Annotated in this window: 17 protein-coding genes; 4 read left to right on the top strand and 13 right to left on the bottom strand. The window is 48.0% G+C overall.

Translation table 11 applies throughout. The features are described 5' to 3' along the window. Nucleotides 1-9: 9 nt before the first annotated feature. From sppA to ACKU40_RS18075, 6 genes are all read right to left on the bottom strand, one after another. Nucleotides 10-891: a signal peptide peptidase SppA gene (gene sppA / locus ACKU40_RS18100; protein ID WP_320174184.1), complete on the bottom strand. Its 882-nt coding sequence runs from the start codon at nucleotides 889-891 to the stop codon at nucleotides 10-12. Beyond that, complete coding sequence (locus ACKU40_RS18095; protein WP_320174183.1) at nucleotides 878-2,623, bottom strand: 30S ribosomal protein S1; 1,746 nt, start codon at nucleotides 2,621-2,623, stop codon at nucleotides 878-880. Before ACKU40_RS18095 ends, sppA begins: the two co-directional genes overlap by 14 nt. Before the next feature lie 354 nt (nucleotides 2,624-2,977). After that, nucleotides 2,978-3,643, bottom strand: coding sequence for a phosphate signaling complex protein PhoU (gene phoU / locus ACKU40_RS18090; protein ID WP_320174182.1), 666 nt, complete (start codon nucleotides 3,641-3,643; stop codon nucleotides 2,978-2,980). 57 nt (nucleotides 3,644-3,700) lie between these two features. Next, nucleotides 3,701-4,462 (bottom strand): phosphate ABC transporter ATP-binding protein PstB, encoded by a 762-nt coding sequence (pstB, locus tag ACKU40_RS18085; protein WP_320174181.1) that lies wholly within the window; start codon nucleotides 4,460-4,462, stop codon nucleotides 3,701-3,703. A 280-nt stretch (nucleotides 4,463-4,742) separates the two neighbouring features. Beyond that, nucleotides 4,743-5,489, bottom strand: coding sequence for an AMIN domain-containing protein (locus tag ACKU40_RS18080; RefSeq protein WP_320174180.1), 747 nt, complete (start codon nucleotides 5,487-5,489; stop codon nucleotides 4,743-4,745). A 170-nt stretch (nucleotides 5,490-5,659) separates the two neighbouring features. Continuing rightward, nucleotides 5,660-8,140 carry a glycogen/starch/alpha-glucan phosphorylase gene (locus ACKU40_RS18075; RefSeq protein ID WP_320174179.1) on the bottom strand — a complete coding sequence of 827 codons (2,481 nt, stop codon included), beginning with the start codon at nucleotides 8,138-8,140 and terminating at the stop codon, nucleotides 5,660-5,662. A gap of 470 nt (nucleotides 8,141-8,610) precedes the next feature. Between ACKU40_RS18075 and ACKU40_RS18070 the strand changes: the two genes are divergently transcribed. Beyond that, on the top strand, nucleotides 8,611-9,006 hold the full coding sequence (locus ACKU40_RS18070) for a MucR family transcriptional regulator (RefSeq protein WP_320174178.1): 396 nt from the start codon (nucleotides 8,611-8,613) through the stop codon (nucleotides 9,004-9,006). Between the two features lie 83 nt (nucleotides 9,007-9,089). On the opposite strand, the gene ACKU40_RS18065 is transcribed toward ACKU40_RS18070, so the two are convergent. The 4 genes from ACKU40_RS18065 to ald all read right to left on the bottom strand — a co-directional run bounded on the left by ACKU40_RS18065 (nucleotide 9,090) and on the right by ald (nucleotide 13,409). Further along, nucleotides 9,090-9,842 (bottom strand): OmpA family protein, encoded by a 753-nt coding sequence (locus tag ACKU40_RS18065; protein WP_320174177.1) that lies wholly within the window; start codon nucleotides 9,840-9,842, stop codon nucleotides 9,090-9,092. Nucleotides 9,843-9,922: 80 nt separating this feature from the next. Next, complete coding sequence (locus ACKU40_RS18060; RefSeq protein WP_320174176.1) at nucleotides 9,923-10,291, bottom strand: response regulator; 369 nt, start codon at nucleotides 10,289-10,291, stop codon at nucleotides 9,923-9,925. A gap of 2 nt (nucleotides 10,292-10,293) precedes the next feature. Beyond that, entirely contained in the window at nucleotides 10,294-12,102 is a 1,809-nt protein-coding gene (locus ACKU40_RS18055) for a PAS domain S-box protein (protein ID WP_320174175.1), read from the bottom strand. A gap of 200 nt (nucleotides 12,103-12,302) precedes the next feature. Next, nucleotides 12,303-13,409: an alanine dehydrogenase gene (gene ald / locus ACKU40_RS18050; protein WP_320174174.1), complete on the bottom strand. Its 1,107-nt coding sequence runs from the start codon at nucleotides 13,407-13,409 to the stop codon at nucleotides 12,303-12,305. Between the two features lie 197 nt (nucleotides 13,410-13,606). Between ald and ACKU40_RS18045 the strand changes: the two genes are divergently transcribed. Beyond that, nucleotides 13,607-14,692, top strand: coding sequence for a response regulator (locus tag ACKU40_RS18045; protein ID WP_320174173.1), 1,086 nt, complete (start codon nucleotides 13,607-13,609; stop codon nucleotides 14,690-14,692). A 99-nt stretch (nucleotides 14,693-14,791) separates the two neighbouring features. On the opposite strand, the gene ACKU40_RS18040 is transcribed toward ACKU40_RS18045, so the two are convergent. Both ACKU40_RS18040 and ACKU40_RS18035 read right to left on the bottom strand, forming a co-directional pair. Continuing rightward, on the bottom strand, nucleotides 14,792-15,319 hold the full coding sequence (locus ACKU40_RS18040; RefSeq protein ID WP_320174172.1) for a rhodanese-like domain-containing protein: 528 nt from the start codon (nucleotides 15,317-15,319) through the stop codon (nucleotides 14,792-14,794). A gap of 30 nt (nucleotides 15,320-15,349) precedes the next feature. Further along, nucleotides 15,350-15,820, bottom strand: coding sequence for a MauE/DoxX family redox-associated membrane protein (locus ACKU40_RS18035; protein WP_320174171.1), 471 nt, complete (start codon nucleotides 15,818-15,820; stop codon nucleotides 15,350-15,352). A gap of 205 nt (nucleotides 15,821-16,025) precedes the next feature. On the opposite strand from ACKU40_RS18035, the gene ACKU40_RS18030 reads away from it, so the two are divergent. Together ACKU40_RS18030 and ACKU40_RS18025 are read left to right on the top strand one after the other, a co-directional pair. Further along, nucleotides 16,026-17,567 (top strand): DEAD/DEAH box helicase, encoded by a 1,542-nt coding sequence (locus ACKU40_RS18030; RefSeq protein WP_320174170.1) that lies wholly within the window; start codon nucleotides 16,026-16,028, stop codon nucleotides 17,565-17,567. A gap of 12 nt (nucleotides 17,568-17,579) precedes the next feature. Continuing rightward, on the top strand, nucleotides 17,580-18,770 hold the full coding sequence (locus ACKU40_RS18025) for a pyridoxal phosphate-dependent aminotransferase (RefSeq protein ID WP_320174169.1): 1,191 nt from the start codon (nucleotides 17,580-17,582) through the stop codon (nucleotides 18,768-18,770). Between the two features lie 117 nt (nucleotides 18,771-18,887). Here the strand turns inward: ACKU40_RS18025 and ACKU40_RS18020 are convergent, their stop codons facing one another. Beyond that, nucleotides 18,888-19,766 (bottom strand): DUF6268 family outer membrane beta-barrel protein, encoded by an 879-nt coding sequence (locus ACKU40_RS18020; RefSeq protein WP_320174168.1) that lies wholly within the window; start codon nucleotides 19,764-19,766, stop codon nucleotides 18,888-18,890. Between the last annotated feature and the right edge of the window lie 141 nt (nucleotides 19,767-19,907).

Below are 19,907 nucleotides of genomic sequence, written 5' to 3'. Positions count from 1 at the left end.
CCTATCTAATCAGTACGAAAAGATCAGCCCGTCTCCGGTAGCGGAACCTTCAGGAGTAATTCCAAAATAACCCAGAATTTCCTTGAGCAACGGCTTTTCTTCTTCCGGGCCTTCTATGACCGTCACATCACCCTCAATATTGCAAAGGGCCTTGAGCACTGTCACGGAATCCTCAAATCCGCCGATGCGATCAACTAATCCGAGTTCCTTTGCTTCACGCCCGGTGATGGCCCGCCCGTCAGCAATCTTTTCAACCTGTTCACGGTCAAGCTTACGTGCAGATGCGACATCATCTACAAACTGATTATGCATATCCATAATCAACGCAGTCAGGTATTCTCGCTGTTCAGGTGTAAGCTCGGCAAAAGGTGAACCGGCGGCCTTCATCGTACCGCTGGTGATAATGACCGGCTTAACCCCGACCTTTTCCATAAGCTGATGAAAATTGGCGTACTCGGCCTTCACCCCGATGGAACCGGTTATGGAACCGGAGCTGGCCATAATCTTGGTTGCCGGAGCCGCAGCGTAATACCCGCCGGAAGCCGCAACAGTACCGAATGAAGCTACAATGGGCTTAACCTCGGCGAACCGTTTCACAGCATGGTAGAGCTCCTGGGAAGGAGCAATTGTACCCCCCGGAGAATTCACCCGCAGCAGTACGCCCTTAACTGAATCATCCCGGCGCAGATCACGCAGAAATTTTACCGTAGGCAATGAATTGATGATGGTTCCCTGCACATTGACCACCCCGATCTTTCCGGCACTGAACAAGTCCACTTTTCCATGAAAAAAGGCTGCGGCTCCCCATAGGAGAGCCACAGCCATTAATAGCAGACTGAAACCGAATAGAAACGGATGTCTGACAGAGAAACCTTTCTTAGGATTCTTCATCCTCAGTCTCTGCTGCAGCTGCATCAGCTGCGTCAGCAAGTTTCTGCTTCAGCAGTTCGCCCAGAGTGTTACCGCTGTCGGCAGGACCGGAACGGAATTCTTTAGGCTGACGTTTTTCAGTGTCTTCCTTGAGCTGTTTGATGGAGAGGCCGAGGCGACGCTCATCAGCAGATACGTGGATGACTTTAGCCTGGATGGTAACACCTTCTTTAAACATCTCGGAAGGATTCTTGATCTTCTTGTGAGAGATTTCAGAAACGTGAACCAGACCTTCAATACCTTCTTCAACTTCTACGAAGAGGCCGAAGTCAGTGATGTTGGTAACGAGACCTTCGAGGGTGCAGCCAACGGGGTACTTAGTGGGTACCTGAGACCAGGGGTCTTCGGAAAGCTGTTTAACACCGAGGGTGAACTTCTCGTTTTCTTTATCAACAGTGAGGACTTTAGCCTGTACAGAGTCACCCACAGCGTATACTTCTGAAGGATGGCGAACCTTGCGGGTCCAGGAGATATCGGAAACGTGAATCAGGCCGTCAATGCCGTCTTCGATGCCGATGAACACACCGAATTCGGTGATGTTTTTGATCTGGCCTTCAAGGATAGTACCTTCGGGGAATTTCTCAGCAACAACATCCCAGGGGTTCGGCTTAACCTGTTTCATACCGAGGGAGATGCGCTTCTTGTCGGGGTCAACACCCAGAACAACTACGTCGACTTCGTCGCCAACGCGTACCATCTGGGAGGGATGACGCAGCTTGCGGGTCCAAGACATTTCAGAAATGTGAACCAGACCTTCAACGCCAGCTTCCAACTCAACGAATGCACCGTAGTCAGCGAGGTTGGTAACCTTACCGGTGTACTTAGCACCTTCGGGGTATTTGCCGGAGATATCTTCCCACGGATCGGGAACGAGCTGTTTGAGACCGAGAGAAACTTTCTGGCCTTCTTTGTCGAAGTTCAGAACTTTCAGTTCGAGTTCATCACCGAGTGCGACCATTTCCTTAGGATGCTTGATGCGCTTCCAGGACATGTCTGTGATATGCAGAAGTCCGTCGAGACCGCCGAGGTCAATGAACACACCGTATTCGGTGATATTCTTGACTTTACCTTTAACGGTCTGCTCTTCTTCAAGAGTTCCAAGCAGCTGGGAACGCATTTCGTTGCGCTGTTCTTCGAGAAGAACACGGCGGGAAACGATAACGTTGCTGCGACGACGGTTGATTTTGAGGATCTTGAATTCGTAGGTCTGATCCACGAGAGCGTCCATATCGGGAACGGGGCGCAGATCGACGTGAGAACCGGGCAGGAATGCTTCAACGCCACCGAGATCAACGGTGTAACCACCTTTGATGCGGCGGATGATTCTGCCTTCGACAACGCCTTCGTTTTCCTGCATTTCTTCGAGTTTGTCGAAGAGCTGCATGCGCTTGGCTTTGTCGCGGGAAAGGTGGATGGTGCCTTCGTTTTCGTTTTTGTTAGCAACAAAAACGTCTACTTTATCACCAACAGCAACAGTCATGTTGCCGTCTGCATCCAAAAATTCAGATACTGCAATCTGGCCTTCGGACTTGAAGTTAACGTCGATAAGAACGAAGTCCTTGTCTACTTTAACTACTTCACCGGAAACGATGCTTCCTTCGTCCAGATTTCCGAAATCGGCATTAAGATAATCTTCAAGGGCAGCCTCGAAGTCCATTTCCATTTCGGCGTTCATGTTTTCATTGTTTTCCATGGGTTACCTCCAACAACGATGTCCTCGGACAAAATTTTGGCATATATATCATGGGAGAAGCGCATTGGAATCAACCTGCTCACACGTTCCGAGGCAGCCGATGCCCAGATTGTCCGTTGACCCAAGGGGGCCACACTTCATCCCTAATGCCCGTTACGGGATAATTCCCAGCGGGTATTAAACCCTTCTGAGATTAAGAGAACTGCTTCTATCCTAAAAAAGCACTTATGTAAACCTAATTCCTCAGCCCCCTGAGACCTGAAATCGTTTGCATTCAAAGCTTAAGACAAAAAAAGAGCCGGACAAACCCGGCTCTTTCACATTGAATATTTCGCAGACAAAGTCAGCTGCAGTCTACCCTTTACACTGATGCTTGATATTCACACCCTTGGTTATAAAAATCACAGATTCGGCAATGTTGGTGGCCTGATCTGCAATACGTTCAAGACTGCTGGCAGCCATAATAAGATGCACTCCGCGCTCAACAATCCTTGTCTCGGAAACCATATTCTCGATAAGTCCCTTGAGAATCCTGACATTGAGGGCATCAGCTTCATTATCCATGCCGCAGACCTGAGCCGCGAGCTCATGATCCTCATCTGCAAACGCCTTGACCGCTTTGCTGACCATTTCTGAAGCCACAGAACAGATCTGATCAAGCTGCTGGTTGAAAGGAAGCGGCGGGCGGGTGCTCAAGAATACCGCACGATGGGCAAGGTTGACCGCCTGATCGCCGATACGCTCAAGGTTGCTGCTGATCCGCATGGCTCCGACGATAAAACGCAGGTCTCTCGCCATAGGCTGATCCAGCGCCAGCAGACTCAGGTTGTGTTCATCAAGTTCACATTCCAGTTCGTTGATCTTGATGTCATTCATGATAACGTCTTCAGCAAGCTCAGCATTGCATTCAGCCAAAGCCTTTACGGAACTATGCAAGGCAGTCTCCGCCATGCTGGACATTCTCAGAACCTGGACCTTCAAATCATCCATTTTTTTTATAAAATGAGCACGTTGCTCCATAAATAAACACTCCTCAGCAGTCCATTAACCGGACCTCAAATATAATTCAAAATCGACTTAACCAAAACGACCGGTGATATAATCTTCGGTCTGCTTATTCTTTGGCTTGGTGAACATGGTTTCGGTTTTGCCTGTCTCAATAAGACGCCCCATATAGAAAAATGCGGTCTGATCGGAGACTCGGGCAGCCTGCTGCATGGAATGGGTTACGATGATGATGGTGAAATTCTTTTTGAGCTCGTGAATCAGGTCCTCGATCTTCTGGGTTGCGATGGGATCGAGCGCAGAGGCAGGCTCATCCATAAGCAGGACTTCCGGTTCAACAGCCAAAGCACGGGCGATACAAAGACGCTGCTGCTGACCGCCGGAAAGACCTAGAGCCGAAGAATGCAGGCGGTCCTTAACTTCATCCCAGAGCGCGCCGCCCTTGAGACTGTCTTCTACCTTTTGGGCAACATATTCCTTATCCTGAATGCCGTTTACACGCAGGCCGTAAGCAACGTTCTCAAATATGGATTTAGGGAAAGGGTTGGGCTTCTGGAAAACCATACCGACACGCCTTCTCAGGGTAACCACATCAAGACCCTGAGCATAAATATCTTCCTCATCCAGAGTCAGGTCGCCGTCAACACGGGTTCCGGGGATAAGGTCGTTCATCCTGTTCAGGCAGCGCAGAAAAGTACTCTTACCGCAACCGGAAGGTCCGATAAGTGCGGTAACCCTGTTTTCCTCAAAATCCATGGAAATATCTTCAAGAGCCTTGAAGTCCCCGTAATAAAAATCCAAATTCCTTGAAGCGATTTTAACAGCTTGCCCCATTACATTCTCTCCGTAATTATATAAAAATAAAATCGGATCAGGCTCAACCGATCCCTGATCTTACTTGATACTCACCGAATAGTGGCCAGCCTGCATCAGCTGACACAAACTAACTATCCGGCACGGGTTACAGAGCAATGACTCGGCTGTTACGTTTATGTTACGCAAAATAAAGATGCCAAAAAGAACTAAAAAACAAATAGTTATCAGCCCAAAAAACAAAAAAACGCCTTGTAAATATATTTACAAGGCGTTTTAAAAATCAAAAAAAGTCGAAAAATCAGAATCCTAAATCAAAAGACAACCCTTTATCATGCTTACGTATCCCCGGTTTTATTTTCGCGGGAACAACTTTCTCATCAAGGTAGACAACCACACGAATCTTATCCGGATGTTCGCCAAGTACAATCTTCTGAACCGGGCAATCTTTCAAACGATATAGCGATTTAGCCTTATTCTGCCATTTCCCGTGGATATCCATAACCAACCTGCGCGGTTTATCAAGATTGAACCAGCTTACTTTTCCGGGAGCAGCAGAAAGCGCAACATCCACAGAAGCTTTAGCAGATTCACAAGAGAAGCTCACTTTTGAGATCGTCCTCTTGGAAACAGAGGATTTTGAAGGCTTCGCGGCAATCTTTTTCTGTTCCACAACCTTTGTTTCAACAGCCTTAGGCTCTGCAACCTCAGGTTTTGCAACAGGCTTTTCAGCAACAGAGACGACTTCCTCTTTCTTTTCTACAACGGGTGACGGCTGGGTAACAGTAGGCTCCTGTCCACTGATATCGGCTTCATTCAACTCTTCAGCTACGTCTGGAGCAGTTGATTTTGCGGACTCAAGAGGCAAAACAATCTTACTGACCTCCCGACGCACAACAGGACCTTCACCTTCCTGCTGCTGGCTTACTTCCACCTTTTCAGCGAAAAAAGCATCAAAAAAGCCCATGTGAAAAAGAGCAGTGCAGACTCCTGCCAACAAGAGGATAATCAGTAACAGGGCTGTAAAAGGACGAAATTTCATTTTCATTATCGGTAATCCATTTTTGTTATCATTCCGGAGGCGATAATATAAGAGAATTTCCAGCTTAAGGCAAAGCCGCCCTCATCCCGCTAACTATATAGGCTAATACAAAAACATATCCGCCTGCCCTCAATGAAGGCAGACGGACATGCTAATGATTTGCAAAAAAGACCAGACTATTTATCCATATCCATAGGCCGCACGCCCCAGATATTACGGGCATAGTCCAGAATGGCCCGGTCACTGGAAAAATGTCCTGATCCGGCTGTGTTGAGAATTGAACTGCGCAGCCATTTCTTACAATCCAGCCACAATTCATCAACCCGAGCCTGAGCATCAACGTAATCACGGTAGTCGGCAAGAACCATGTACTGGTCACCGCCGTTAAACAAGGCATCAAGAATCGGCCTGAACAACTCCCGGTCACCTTCCGAGAAAGTCCCGTCACCAATGTAATGCAGGGCCTCGGCAAGCTCCTGATCCGTCGAAGCTATTTCAGAAGGATTGTAGCCGTTATGCCTGCGCGCGGCCACTTCATCGGCATCCATACCGAAGATAAACATATGCTCGCGGCCGACCTCTTCCATGATTTCGATATTGGCCCCGTCAAGGGTACCGATGGTCAAGGCACCGTTAAGGGCAAACTTCATATTACCGGTACCCGAAGCCTCGGTTCCTGCGAGGGATATCTGTTCCGAAAGGTCTGTGGCCGGAATAATCCGCTCAGCCTGCGAAACCCGGTAGTTGGGCATAAAGGCGATGCGCAGCTTATGGTTTACAGCTGAATCGGAGTTGACCACCGCGCCCACGGAGTTGATCAACCTGATGATGCGCTTGGCAATGAAATAGCCCGGTGCAGCCTTGCCTGCAAAAATCTTCAGCCTCGGCACGGCAACACTGTTGGGATCTTTCTTCAGGCGGCAATAAAGGGTTACCGCATGGAGCACATTAAGAAGCTGCCTCTTGTACTCATGAATACGTTTAACATGGACATCATACATCCAGTCCGCAGGAAGGTAGAGCCCGTATTCATTACGTGCGTATTCTACCAGCCGCCTTTTTTCCTTGAGCTTGCATTTGTACCAGCGATCCTGAAATTCAGGATCTTCAGCCAGCGGCTCAAGCTTGCGCAACTGCGCGAGATCAGTGACCCACCCGTCACCTATCTTTTCGGTGATCAGATCAGACAAGGGCTGGTTGCATTGGCGCAGCCACCTGCGCGGAGTTATTCCATTCGTGACCGAGGTAAAGCGGCCCGGATACATTTCCACAAAATCCTGAAAGATACTCTTCTTGATCAATTCTCCATGCAGAGCGGACACCCCGTTCACAATAAAACTGCCTACTACGGCCAGCCAAGCCATACGCACCTGCGGAAACTCACTGTCCTCGACAATGGACATGCGCTTGAGCCTATCCTCATCACCGGGAAAACGGCTCTTCACATCTTCCATAAAACGGCGGTTGATCTCGAAGATAATTGAGACATGACGGGGCAGGACCTTGCGCATCATATCCAGCGGCCATGTTTCAAGAGCTTCCGGCATGACCGTATGGTTGGTGTAGGCAAAAGTCCGGCGGCAGATACGCCAAGCCACATCCCAGTTCAACATATGCTCATCAATAAGGATCCGCATCAATTCCGGAATGGCGATAGCCGGATGGGTTTCGTTGAGCTGGACCACAGCCCGATTGGGTAATTCCGAATAATCAAGCTTGAGCTTCATAAAACGGCGCATCATATCCTGAATGGTTGCCGAGACAAAAAAGTACTGCTGCACAAGACGCAGCTCCCGCCCTTCACTCAGCCTGTCATTCGGATAAAGCACCTTGGAAATTGTCTGCGAACGAACAGCATCTTCCATGGAACGTATGTAGTCACCACTGTTGAACAGATCGAAATTGAACCGCCTTGCGGGCTGGGCTTCCCAGAGACGCATATTGATAACGTTTCCGTTCCTGTATCCGGGGATCAACATATCCACAGGCACAGCCATGACCTTTGCACTGTCAGCCCAGCGATGTCGTACAGAACCGTCTTCATGTGTATACTGCTCTTCGCGGCCGTAAAGCCGGACAGTAAACATAAATCCCTTACGGTTGAATTCCCAGGGATTACCGCTATGCAGCCAGTCATCCGGGGCCTCAACCTGCTCCCCGTTCTCAATGGCCTGTTTGAATATTCCATACTCATACCTGATTCCATACCCGTATCCGGGAATTCCCAAGCTGGCCATAGAATCCAGAAAACATGAAGCAAGCCGTCCCAATCCCCCGTTTCCCAACCCAGCATCAGCTTCCGCACTTTCTGCTTCATCAAGGGTAACATCGAATTTTTCCAAAACCGCGGCCACTTCCTTTTCCACGCCAAGGCTTATGGTATTGCTTGCCAACGACTTCCCGGTCAAAAACTCCAAAGAGAGATAATATACACTCTTGGCTCGCTGACTGTAGTAGGATCTCTGGGTTTTAATCCAGTTTCCCACCAGCCGGTCACGCAGTGTATAGGCAAGAGCCTGATAAAGTGAAAACAGATCGGTCCGTCCATAATCGCGTCCCAAATACGACAGATGATGCCGGCAAACACTATTCACAAGGGATTCAACGTCCATTCCTCCAATCTCTTCCAGAAACTCAGCAATATCCTTTTTAGGCATAGCATCCTCTCTATCTATTCGAAATTGATATATTTAAACCCACGCTTAACAAGGTAAAACCCGACACAGCCTATTGAAATTAATTCTACATAGTTTTTATACATCAACTCTCAAAAAAAAGTAACGCAAACATGCTTTTTAGATTAAAACAAAAAGTTACATCCTTGGGCATTGACATTAGCCTGAACTATTTATTCCTTAAGTAGCGAACTAAACCACACTAAATTCGGCAAGTTATTATACTCTGCATTCCAGCTTTCTAAAAAAGTAGAAAGTTTTTTCATATTCTACTTCACCTTTATGGACATATAATGCTATTCATAGTTAGTCTTAGTTGATTAAATTTTCGAAGCGAGTATTAGCTCTCATATTAAGCTTCTACACCAAACAGAATGCGCTCTTACATCAACAGACTAAAAATTTAATACATAAATTATACGGCAACCGTAAAACATGGGAAGGGAGAGAACATGGAAGATAATCTTAAAGAAGCTCTTGAAATAGTAAAAGCACAGGCCAGTGTTAGAACCATGACTGAAGAAGAAATTACTTCCATGGTACATAAACTTGCCTCAGGAATAAAAAAAATAAGCGAAGGAATGATCGACAGCAGCTCTCCTGAACCGACGCCCCCGGTAGACCCCAAGAAAGCTATCAGGGAAAAAAGCATTATCTGTCTTGAATCAGGCAAGTCATTTAAAGTACTGACCAAAAGGCATCTGGCAAAATACGGCCTGACCCCTGACGAATATCGCGAAAAATGGGGATATGCCAAAAAGACTCCGCTGGTCTGTAAATCTCTGCAACGGGAACGGCGCAAGAAGATGAAAGAAATGAAGCTCTGGGAAAAACGCAAGAAACAATAGAACATTCAGAAATTACAACATAAAACAAAATGCCCGGTATCTGGAAAAGACACCGGGCATTTTCAATGCTGCAAAAATTATATTTACCAGCTATCAGAAGGCGGTTGGTAATAAAATTCCACCCTGCGGTTAATTGCCCTGTTTCTATTTGAAGTATTGGGCACCAAAGGCTTGGTCCCGGCATAGCCTACAGCCTTAACCCTTTTGGATGAAACACCGGATTTCTTGAGTATGTACCGCAGGCAGGAAGCAGCTCTGGCTGCTGAAAGTTCCCAGTTGGAACTGTAAAGATTATTCTTGGTAGCCCGGTCATCTGTATGCCCACGCACCACCAGATTAAATTTCTTCTTTTGCATAATACTGGCAACCTTATCCAGCACCATCGTGGCATTGGGGTTAATCTGGGCGGTACCGGGTTTAAAAATAGCCCGGGAAGGCACTCTGACCAATACCCCCTGCTGGTCAGTATTAACTGCCATCAACTTCTGCATCTGCCCCGCCGAAATAAAAGCCCTGATATCAACCTCTAGGGCTTGCATATCTTTTTTGGCTTTTGCGCTTGTGGAGGATGCAGAATGAGGGCTCTTGGAAAAAGCCATATGCTTTCCTGTCTTATCCTGACTCTGGATACCGAAGGCATCACGCATGGAACCTTTCAAGGTCTCAAAGTTGGCAACGTCCTGGTTGGCAAAGGAAAGCAGCAAAACAAAGAAGCAAAGCAGCAGGGTAACCATATCCGCAAAGGTGGCCATCCACGGCGGCAAGCCCTCTTCCGGCGGCGGCTCCGCTTTAGCTTTCGCTACAATATAAATTATCTCTTCTTTTTTACGGGGCACTGAAAATACACTCCGGGCAAAACCGTTCTATTCAAAAAACAGATAGCGGCTACCCGCCCATATTGCAAATTCAAAGTCAGCTAGCCAAGCATACGCCTGATTTCACTTACCATAACATCGCAAGTCGGCAGCGGTTTAAGAAAAATTGAATTGGAAACACAGGGAACTTCAGCCAGATCAACAGGAATACTGAACTCAGGTGACCCCGTATAAATTATAAATTTAAGCTCCGGCCATTTTTGCCGGGCCTCTTTAATGAAATCAGTACCATTCATACCGGGAAGCCGCAAATCAACAACAACCAGATCAACCGGCTGTGCTTCAAGAAACTTCAAAGCTTCTTCAGAGCTGCCTGCCTCATAGACTTCAAACTCTTCATCTTCAAGGCTTATTGCAAGACTTTCCCTTACATGGATATCATCGTCCAGAACAAGTATTGAGTGTGACATAGTTAAGCCTCCCGCCCTGAAATAGGAATCTTGATTCCAAACCGGGTCCAACTTCCCGGAACAGAGCTTACTTCCATATGACCTTTATGCTGATCGGTTATAATAAAATATGAAACAGAAAGCCCCAACCCGGTCCCGGACCCCACTCTTTTGGTGGAATAAAAAGGCTCAAACACCCTTTTACGAACGTCCTCATGCATTCCCGGACCATTGTCCTCAACTTCAATAACAGCCATCTGCCCATCTTTCTTCAGTCTTAAGATAAAACACGGTTTATCTTCAACATATTCCTTTTCCATCATTGCCTGCGCCCCGTTTTTCAGCAGATTAAGAAAAACCTGCTGAAGCTCGTTTTCTTCACAGACAACACTTGAAAGTTCTGAACTGTATTCTTTAATTATTTCAATTTTCCTGAAATCATACTCTCTCTTTAAATCGTAATCATTGGCCGCAAGCTCCAAGGTACTATTCATCAATTCAGCCAGATTGCATTCACCGAACTTACGTTCGCTCTTACGACTGAAGCGGAGCATATTGCTGACAATGGTCGCTGCTCGGTTGCAGGACTCGGAAATTCCATTCAGCATTTTCGGAATATCCCTTCTGGAAAGATATTCCCGGAGATTTTCCAGATCAACATCACATTCACTGGCTGTCTTGTGGTTCTGCTCCAGATCTTTATAGATGCGATTCAAAATATTCTGGGAGTTACCGACAATAGCGGCAAGAGGATTGTTGATTTCATGGGCCATACCTGCAGCCAGACCGCCGACTGACATCATCTTCTCGGACTGGATCATCATCTGTTCCAGATTACAACGCTCGGTAACATCGTCTATCTGGATAACCGCCCCGTCAACACCGTTGGCAATAAGCGGAAAGATAGTAACATCCTCATAACAGGTACCGCTTTTACCCTGCCGGGTCTTGCGCTCCTCGCAGCATGGCCGGCGCGTTCTGATGGTCTCTTTGATCTTGTTCATCTCCGACGCCATGCGCGGAAACACGGAAACAAGGGATTTCCCCTGCGCATCTCCGGCGGATATTCCGGTAACCTTTTCCGCGGTCATATTCCACTGGGTAACGAGCCCCTCTGCATCCACCCCCACAAGGATAGACGGCATTGAGTCTATAATGTTGGATAAATAGTTTCTCAGCCGACGTAACTCCTCACGCTGGCGATACTCTTCGGAAGAATCCCTGAAAACAAGGACCGTACCCGAAATTTCACCTTTCTCATTAAAGACCGGAGCTGCGGAATCTGCAATATGAAACTCTTTTCCGGAGCGAGAGATAAGTGCGGTATGATTCGCCATTCCGACAACTCCTCTCGTCTTCAGGACCTTATCAACAGGACTTGTGCAAGGATGTCTGGTGACCGGATTAACTATCTTAAAAACATCTGTAAGGGGGAGTCCCGCAGCCTCTTCAATAGACCAGCCGGTTAATTGCCGCGCAACCGGATTCATGCGGGTTACATTTCCAGTGCTGTCTGTGGCAATAACCGCATCTCCGATGGAATTGAATATGGTTTGTATTTCAGTTTCGCTCTCACGAGCCAGTTTTTCGGAACGAACAACCCGGTCATAGAGAAATGAAACAACTGCTCCACCTAATAAGAGAAAACAGACCAGCATACCACGCATATATATTTCATGAATATTATCAAAAGGCAGAAGATAGTAAGAAAACTGGCGTTCCGCTTCGTTGAACCACACAAATTCGAAATAAGAATCCATGATCCACAACAAAGCCGATACAAACCCGAATGTTAACAACATCTTTATGCCTGCATGTCTGTAACTGCTCATAAATCCATCCCGGTCCGATATCAAAACAGCAACTCACAATTTACAGGTTATCCGACTCCATCCACTCCGCAATCAAAGCATGCGGAAGACTCTAACAATAACCCAAACGATTCTTTTTTTCAGCAATAAAAAAGGCGGAAGCAACTACTTCCGCCTCTTGAGATATGACTCAACAAATCCAATAATTCTGATGAACGAAGTTAAGAAAGAGCCTCGTCAGGAGTCACTACCTCAATTCCGAAAGCCTCTCCTACAGCAGCGTAAGTCAGTTTACCTTTCATCGTATTGAGGCCGAGCTTGAGGGAATTATTCTCACGCAATGCATCGAGTCCTTTATCGGCAAGCTGCAACGCGTAAGGCAGCGTCTGGTTTACAAGTGCAAAAGTGGAAGTTCTGGGAACCGCACCGGGCATATTGGCAACACCGTAATGCACGACACCGTCCACAACATAAGTCGGATCACTATGGGTGGTAGGCTTGATTGTTTCAACACAACCGCCCTGATCAACAGCAACATCGACAATTACGGAACCTTCCTTCATAGTGGCAAGCATGCCTTTGGTGACCAGATTCGGTGCCTTAGCACCGGGGATAAGGACTGCACCGATAATAAGGTCTGCCTCTGCCACTGCTGCACGGATGTTTGGTTCAGTGGAAGTCATGGTTGTTACCCGGCCATTGAAGATATCATCCAGATACTGGAGACGGGCATGGTTGACGTCGAAGATAGTAACTTTAGCACCCATGCCTGCAGCAATCTTGGCCGCATTGGTTCCGACCACACCGCCACCGAGAACCATGACCTTTGCAGGAGCAACACCGGGAACACCGCCCACAAGGATACCGCGTCCGCCCTTGGGCTTTTCAAGATGCAGTGCTCCTTCCTGAGCCGCCATGCGTCCGGCAACTTCACTCATGGGTGTAAGCAGGGGCAGGGAACCGTCGGGCAGCTGTACGGTTTCATAAGCTACACCGGTAGTTCCGGATTCAAGGAGCACTTTTGTCAAAGGTTCGTCTGCGGCAAGGTGCAGGTAAGTAAACAGCAGGAGGTCTTCGCGAAGATATTTATATTCAGAAGCAATAGGTTCCTTGACCTTGATAACCATTTCAGCGGCCCAAGCGTCATCCACAGACCCCATCTTGGCACCGCAAGAAACATATTCTTCATCGGAAAGACCGGAACCGAGCCCGGCTCCCTTTTCAACTACAACGGAATGACCGCGACGAACGAGTGTTTCGACCGCACCGGGGGTCATAGAGACCCTATTCTCCATAGTTTTAATCTCTTTGGGAATGCCAATCAGCATGTCATCAACTCCTGCTGCTAAAAGTTGTAGATTTAAAATTATGCAACAATCTAACGCAACAGTAACTTTCTTAGCAACGGATAATTTCGAATAAAGTACAGAATATTTTTGGACCCAAAGACTTTTTTTCTACTTTGATATATTTTAGAGAAACATAACACTCTCTCAACCCGTTGACACGTAAAGGATTCAACAAAATGCCTGTTTGCCCAAACAATATACCAACCATTCTCATAGTGGATGATGAACCGTTCAACCTCGAATTTCTTGAATTGGTACTTAAACAACAGGGCTACAACATCATTACTGCTAACAACGGACGCAAAGGAAGAATCATTGCCGAACAGGAACAGCCCGACCTGATTCTGCTCGATATAATGATGCCCGGTGAAAACGGGTTCGAATGTGCATCCGTCCTACGCCTGTCACCAGAAACATCTGAAATACCGATCCTTTTCCTAAGTGCCCTTGATGATGAGACCAACACATCCAAGGGATTCGATGCCGGAGCCGTAGATTTCATTGTCAAACCGTTTGCATATAAGGACGTCATTCAGCGCATCAGACTGCACCTGAAACTCATGTCTTGCGACAGGCTGCTCAAAGATGAGTGTCCTGCTGCCCCCAGACAAAAACCGGTTGAAGCAGACTTTCCGGTAAAAGGTTCGAGAGCCTTTTTCCCGAACCATCCCCGCAATTCCGAAATGTTTATGCATGAGAGCGTAATCCTGACTGGTAAAAGCGAAAGCCACCTGCTGCTGAACTGCACTGAGCCGAGTCCCGATAACTTAGCCGCAACAATCAAAGAACTGCTGGCCGAAAACAGCGGTCCACTGTTCAGACCTTCGGAAACTCTGCGCAACATCGGCATCGGCCTAAAAAAAAATATCAGCAGCAAAAATGAATTTTCGGCCGCTTACATCCATCTTGATCGGGAAGATGAATCCCTCACTGTGGTCAACGCCGGAGCACTCCCGGTAATTCTCCTGCGCCGGGACAAATCCCCGCAACTCATCGAAAGACAAAGCGGCAATCTAGGCAGCCTCGGCATGGGACTGCCGCCCTGCTCCACTTACGACATGAAGAGAGGAGATCGCGTTTTCATGTTCAGTCGGGAAATGCTCAGCTCCTACGCACGCGAAGGCGATGCCATTAATGAACTGATGGAAGCCTGCCACCTCTCATCAGGTGTAGACCTAGAAACAGCCTGCCAAGCCGCAGGTGAAATGCTCCTGCGCAATGGAGAGCAACCGGCAGGAATTCTGGTGGGGATTGAGGGGTAAGAAAAGTTTAGACGGCTAAGAAAGTGCCAGATGCAAAAAGCCCCGGCACACAACGCACCGGGGCTGGGAGAGAGAACTGGGTTTGGACCCAGTTTGAAATTATTTTACAGAACCGACAGGATACTTTGCGCCTTTCCAAGCGAAGATGCCGCCGGGGTATCTTTTTACATTGGTGTAACCGAGCTTTTTGGCCCATGCTGCGCCGTTGTGGCTGCGGGTGCATTTTACGAAACCGCAGTAAACGACGATGAGCTTGTCTTTGTCAGGTCCGAGCAATTCAATGTACTGCTCTTTGGTCTTACCGTCAGTTTCCTTGACGTCCCACTCTACCATGTCGGGAATGGGGAAGAGGAACTGCTTGGCACCGGGAACGTGCTCTTTCTTATAGCTTGCTTCGTAGGGCATGGTATCGACAATGATCATGTCCTCTTTCTTATCCAGCAGAGCCTTAAGTTCAGCAGTAGTGATAATATCGTAATCACCACGCTGTACTTCCTTAAGCAGCTTTACAGCACCTTTTTCTTTTTCAACTTCCTGTGCGAATTTGTCAGAACCGAGACATCCGGTCATTGCAAACATCAGCGCGCACAGAGCCGCAATTACAGAAATATTCCTAACCATCTTCATTTCATCATCCTCCAAATTTCAAATTGATATTTAACGGGCAGCAAACATTGGAACAGGCCGGGCGCGGTATCCTTTTACCCGACGCAGGAAATACAGATATCCACAGGCGGCAAGCATAACAGCATCACGCAGCAAAGCTTCACGAAGAGAATGGTAAGCTTCTCCTTCCGGGTCACCGGGAGCAAAGCATCCGCAATCAACATCTAATCCCATGTTGATCCCATGAGCCAGCACCGCCATGAACATGAGCAACAGCAGCACGTAAGAAAAAAGAGAACCTTTCACATCCCAGAGCAGTCCCAATGCTATTACTACTTCCGCCAGAGGCAATCCAACCGCCGCAACATAATTCAATTGTCCGGGAAGCAAGCCATAACCGCTGATGACCGTGGCGAACCCCTGAACATCCATCAGTTTCCCAGCTCCTGCATACAGAAAAACAGCAGCAAGGACACACCTGAGAATGAAATACACCTGTTTGGACATCATCTTTTCAAGCATTACAACACCCGTTCAAAATAGTTTAATCGGTTCAGAAATACCTGCAATCTCAAACCAAGATCAAATAGTTAAACCCAATCGGGCACTTAACTTTACATCCATTTTTTCGATACTATCCATTGCATGCCAAAATACCCTTTGCAAAATCCGATAGTTATAGCGTAGTGTTTTGCGGATATTTCAAGTTTTAATAGGAAAAACATTTATGACCAATTCAAAAGACGACCAAGCTGCCCAAAAAATGCAGAACGAAAGCGTTCACGATGAACCGGATAAAATAGTTGAGCCCGAAGAGGCCCTCCCGGAAATCACCAAAGACAGACTCCCCCCATCCATACTGAACGCCCTTGATAAAGCGGGCTGGGACAAACTCACCCCGGTCCAGTCCAAATCCCTCCCCTACCAGTTATACAATCGTGATCTCATGGTGCAGGCCAAGACCGGAAGCGGTAAAACCGGCGCATTCGTCCTGCCGCTGCTGGAAAAACTCGATCCCAACATTAATTATACTCAGGCCTTGATCCTTGTACCAACCCGTGAACTGGCACGTCAGGTTGAACGTGAAGCAGAAAGAATTTTCGAAGGTTCAGAATTACGGGTTCTTTCCGTATACGGCGGAGTCGGCTACGGACACCAGCGCGAAGAACTGGAGAAAGGCGCACATATGGTTGTAGGTACCCCGGGCAGGATTCTGGACCACCTGCTCAAGCGCACCTTTGACCTTGAAGACCTTGAGACCCTGATTTTTGATGAAGCTGACCGCATGCTGTCTATCGGCTTCTACCCGGACATGCGTGAAGTTAAATCCTACCTGCCGCGCAGGCCTATTTCCACCTACATGTTCTCGGCAACCTTTCCGGAACATGTAATCCGTCTCTCCAACGAATTCATGTACAAGCCGCAAATGCTCAGCCTGAGCAGCAAGCAGGTACATGTAACCGAGATCGACCACGCCTATTACGAGGTCCCTTCCATGGGCAAGGAACGCCAGCTCATGCGCATCCTTGAAATGGAAAACCCCACCTCGGCCATCATTTTCTGTAATACCAAGGCCAATGTTGAATTCGTCACAGCGGTACTCAACAACTTCGGCTTCAATGCCGCAGACCTGACCTCTGACCTTTCGCAGTCCAAGCGCGAACGGGTGCTGGCCCAGTTGCGTGATGGCGAAGTGCGTTTCCTCGTAGCAACCGACATTGCAGCACGCGGCATCGACGTACCGGACCTCTCCCACGTAATCATGTACGAACCGCCGGAAGACAAGGAATCTTACATCCACCGTGCCGGACGTACAGGACGTGCAGGATCTTCCGGGGTGGCAATCTCACTTGTGGACGTAATCCAGAAGATAGAACTGCAGCGCATCGCTACAGCCTACAACATAAATTTTGAAGTCCGCGAATTGCCTGATGACAAGCAGGTACTGGATACAATTAACGAAAGGCTTACGACCATCCTTGAAGGCAAATTCCGTTCACGGACAATACTTGAAAGGGAACGCATCGGGCGCTATAAAGATCTGGTCCGCCAACTTGCCGAGGATGACGAGCAATGCACCCTCGTGGGCATGCTTCTGGACGAACTCTACCAGAAATCCCTGCACGCCCGTGCAGAGCAGCCCCCGGCTCCCAAGCCCAGACCGCAGAAACAATCCCGCCCCCGCAATAAGAACTACCGTGGCAAGCCGAAAGGCGGACACTACCAGAACAAGGGCCGCAGCGGGAATTCCAATAGCAACCGCAGATAACGGAGAATTAAAATGAAACTTCTTTCAACCCAAGTGGAAGGATACATCGAACGCTCATCCTGGATTCGCAAGATGTTCGAAACAGGTATTGAACTGAAGAAACAATACGGTGAAGACGCAGTATGCGACTTTTCACTGGGCAACCCGGACGTTCCCGCGCCGGCAGCAGTTGGTAAAGGTCTTAAGGAACTTGCTGAAACAGCAGACAAACCTTTTGCTTTCGGCTACATGCCCAACTTCGGTTACCCTTCCGTCCGCGAAAAACTCGCAGAAACAGTTTCCGAAGAACAGGGCGTAAAAGTATCCGGTTCAGACCTGATCATCACCTGCGGTGCTGCCGGGGCTATCAACGCTTTTTACCGGGCCATCCTCGAACCGGGCGACCAGATTCTCTGCCCCGCTCCCTATTTCGTGGAATACGGCTTCTATGCCCAGAACTCCGGCGGTGAACTGGTCACCGTACCTTCCAAGCCGCTGACCTTTGAACTGGACCTCGACGCTATTGAAGCAGCCATCACCGAAAAGACCCGCGTGCTGCTCATAAACTCTCCCAACAACCCCACCGGGGTTGTCTACACCAAGGAAGAGCTTGAAGGTCTGGCCGCAGTTCTCAAAAAGGCAAACGAAGGCCGCGAACGCCCCATCTTCCTCGTAGCGGATGAGCCTTACCGCTTCCTCGCATTTGATGGTGTTGACGTACCTTCCATCCTGCCGCTCTACCCCTACAGCGTAGTGGTAAGTTCTTTTTCCAAGAACCTTTCCCTTGCCGGAGAACGCATCGGCTACGCCCTGCTCAATCCGGAAATGCCCGAAAAAGCCAAACTCATGGCCGGCATGGTGCTCACCAACCGTATCCTCGGTTTCGTAAACGCACCTGCAGTAGGTCAGAAGCTGCTTGAAAAGGCCCTCGGCTCACAGGTAGACAAGAACATCTACCTTGAACGCCGCAATGCCATGGATTCCGTACTCAAAGATGCAGGATATTCCTACACCATGCCCAAGGGAGCATTCTACTTCTTCCCCGAAGCACCCGGCGGTGACGATGTAAAATTCTGCGCCGCACTGCAGGAAGAAAAAATCCTCGCAGTTCCCGGAACAGGCTTCGGCTTCCCCGGCTACTTCCGCCTCGCCTTCTGCGTCGGCACCGAAGTAATCGAACGCTCCAGAGAAGGATTTAAGAAGGCCATCGCATCTTTTAAATAAGATGCCTCCGGCGTCGCTTCGCTCGATTACGCGCAGCAACTAATAAACCCCGTAATATCTTTCGAGATATTACGGGGTTCTTTTATGGCAATATTTTGAAATGATATTCGAAACAGCTTAGAACTTATATCTCAAATTGAAAAACGCTCCGAAAGCAGCCTCCTGATCCTCTGATCCGAACTTATCTCCGTTCCTGTCAAAGAACTTTGTTTCTCTGGCAAAAACATATTCCGGACCGATGGATATGGAGCAATTATTGATGGGTTTGTAGTCATAGTAGACACCGACCTTCATGCTGCTCGTCTCAATATATCCCGCATCTGAAACAGCACTGCCATCCTTGAGTCGGTAAGTCTTACCGTCAAAGTTGAATGCAGCACGCAGGGTGGAAACCTTGTCAAAGGAGTAGCCGAGCTCAGTGGCGGGCATGCCGAGGTTTACGAAATAACCGGAGCCGTCAGCAGCATAGTCAGTGTAGTTGATGCCGAAATACGGCATAGCTGAAACGCGGATAGAGTTGGCAAAGGCGCGCAAACCGATCAACGCCTTTAAATTTTCATTAAAAGAGTAACCGATGTGCCCGCGCAAGGCTCCACCAAAGGAATCTTCCATCTGCTCTTCAAAGGCGGAAGTCCCGGTAATCCCGGCTCCATAAAACCAATTCTCATCGATTGCGCCATTCAAAGTATAACCAAGACTGAAACGGTGCAGGGTATTCCATGGATCATCCTGACCGTTGCCGAAATTAAGCTGCCCGACATTGTCCCATGAATAGTGCTGTCCTTCGTAACTGAATGAAAATCCACCGGCATTCAACCGCACCTGACCTCCGGCAATGCTGGAAGAACCGTCACTATCCTTGTAGTCGGCATCTGAAAGATAATCCCCGGTAAAACGAATGGATATGGGATCAAAAAGGCTGATTTCCTCGGCTGCTGCGGTACTGGCGCAACAAAGTATCAAAAAAGCTAATATAATATTTGTAACTTTGGTCATGTAATGCAACTCCTTCGAAACGTATTATTCTTTGCGACTAGCAATCGAATAACACCCGCAATGTGAACAACTTGTAATTAGCATGTGAAACTTGCGGAAAATAGCAACCCGAAGGATAGATGACATCTTAATTTTTCTTAA

This window comes from Maridesulfovibrio sp., assembly GCF_963666665.1.
Lineage (GTDB): Bacteria > Desulfobacterota > Desulfovibrionia > Desulfovibrionales > Desulfovibrionaceae > Maridesulfovibrio.
The sequence above is the reverse complement of the archived record's forward strand: the minus strand, read 5'-3'. Positions and strand labels throughout refer to the sequence as shown.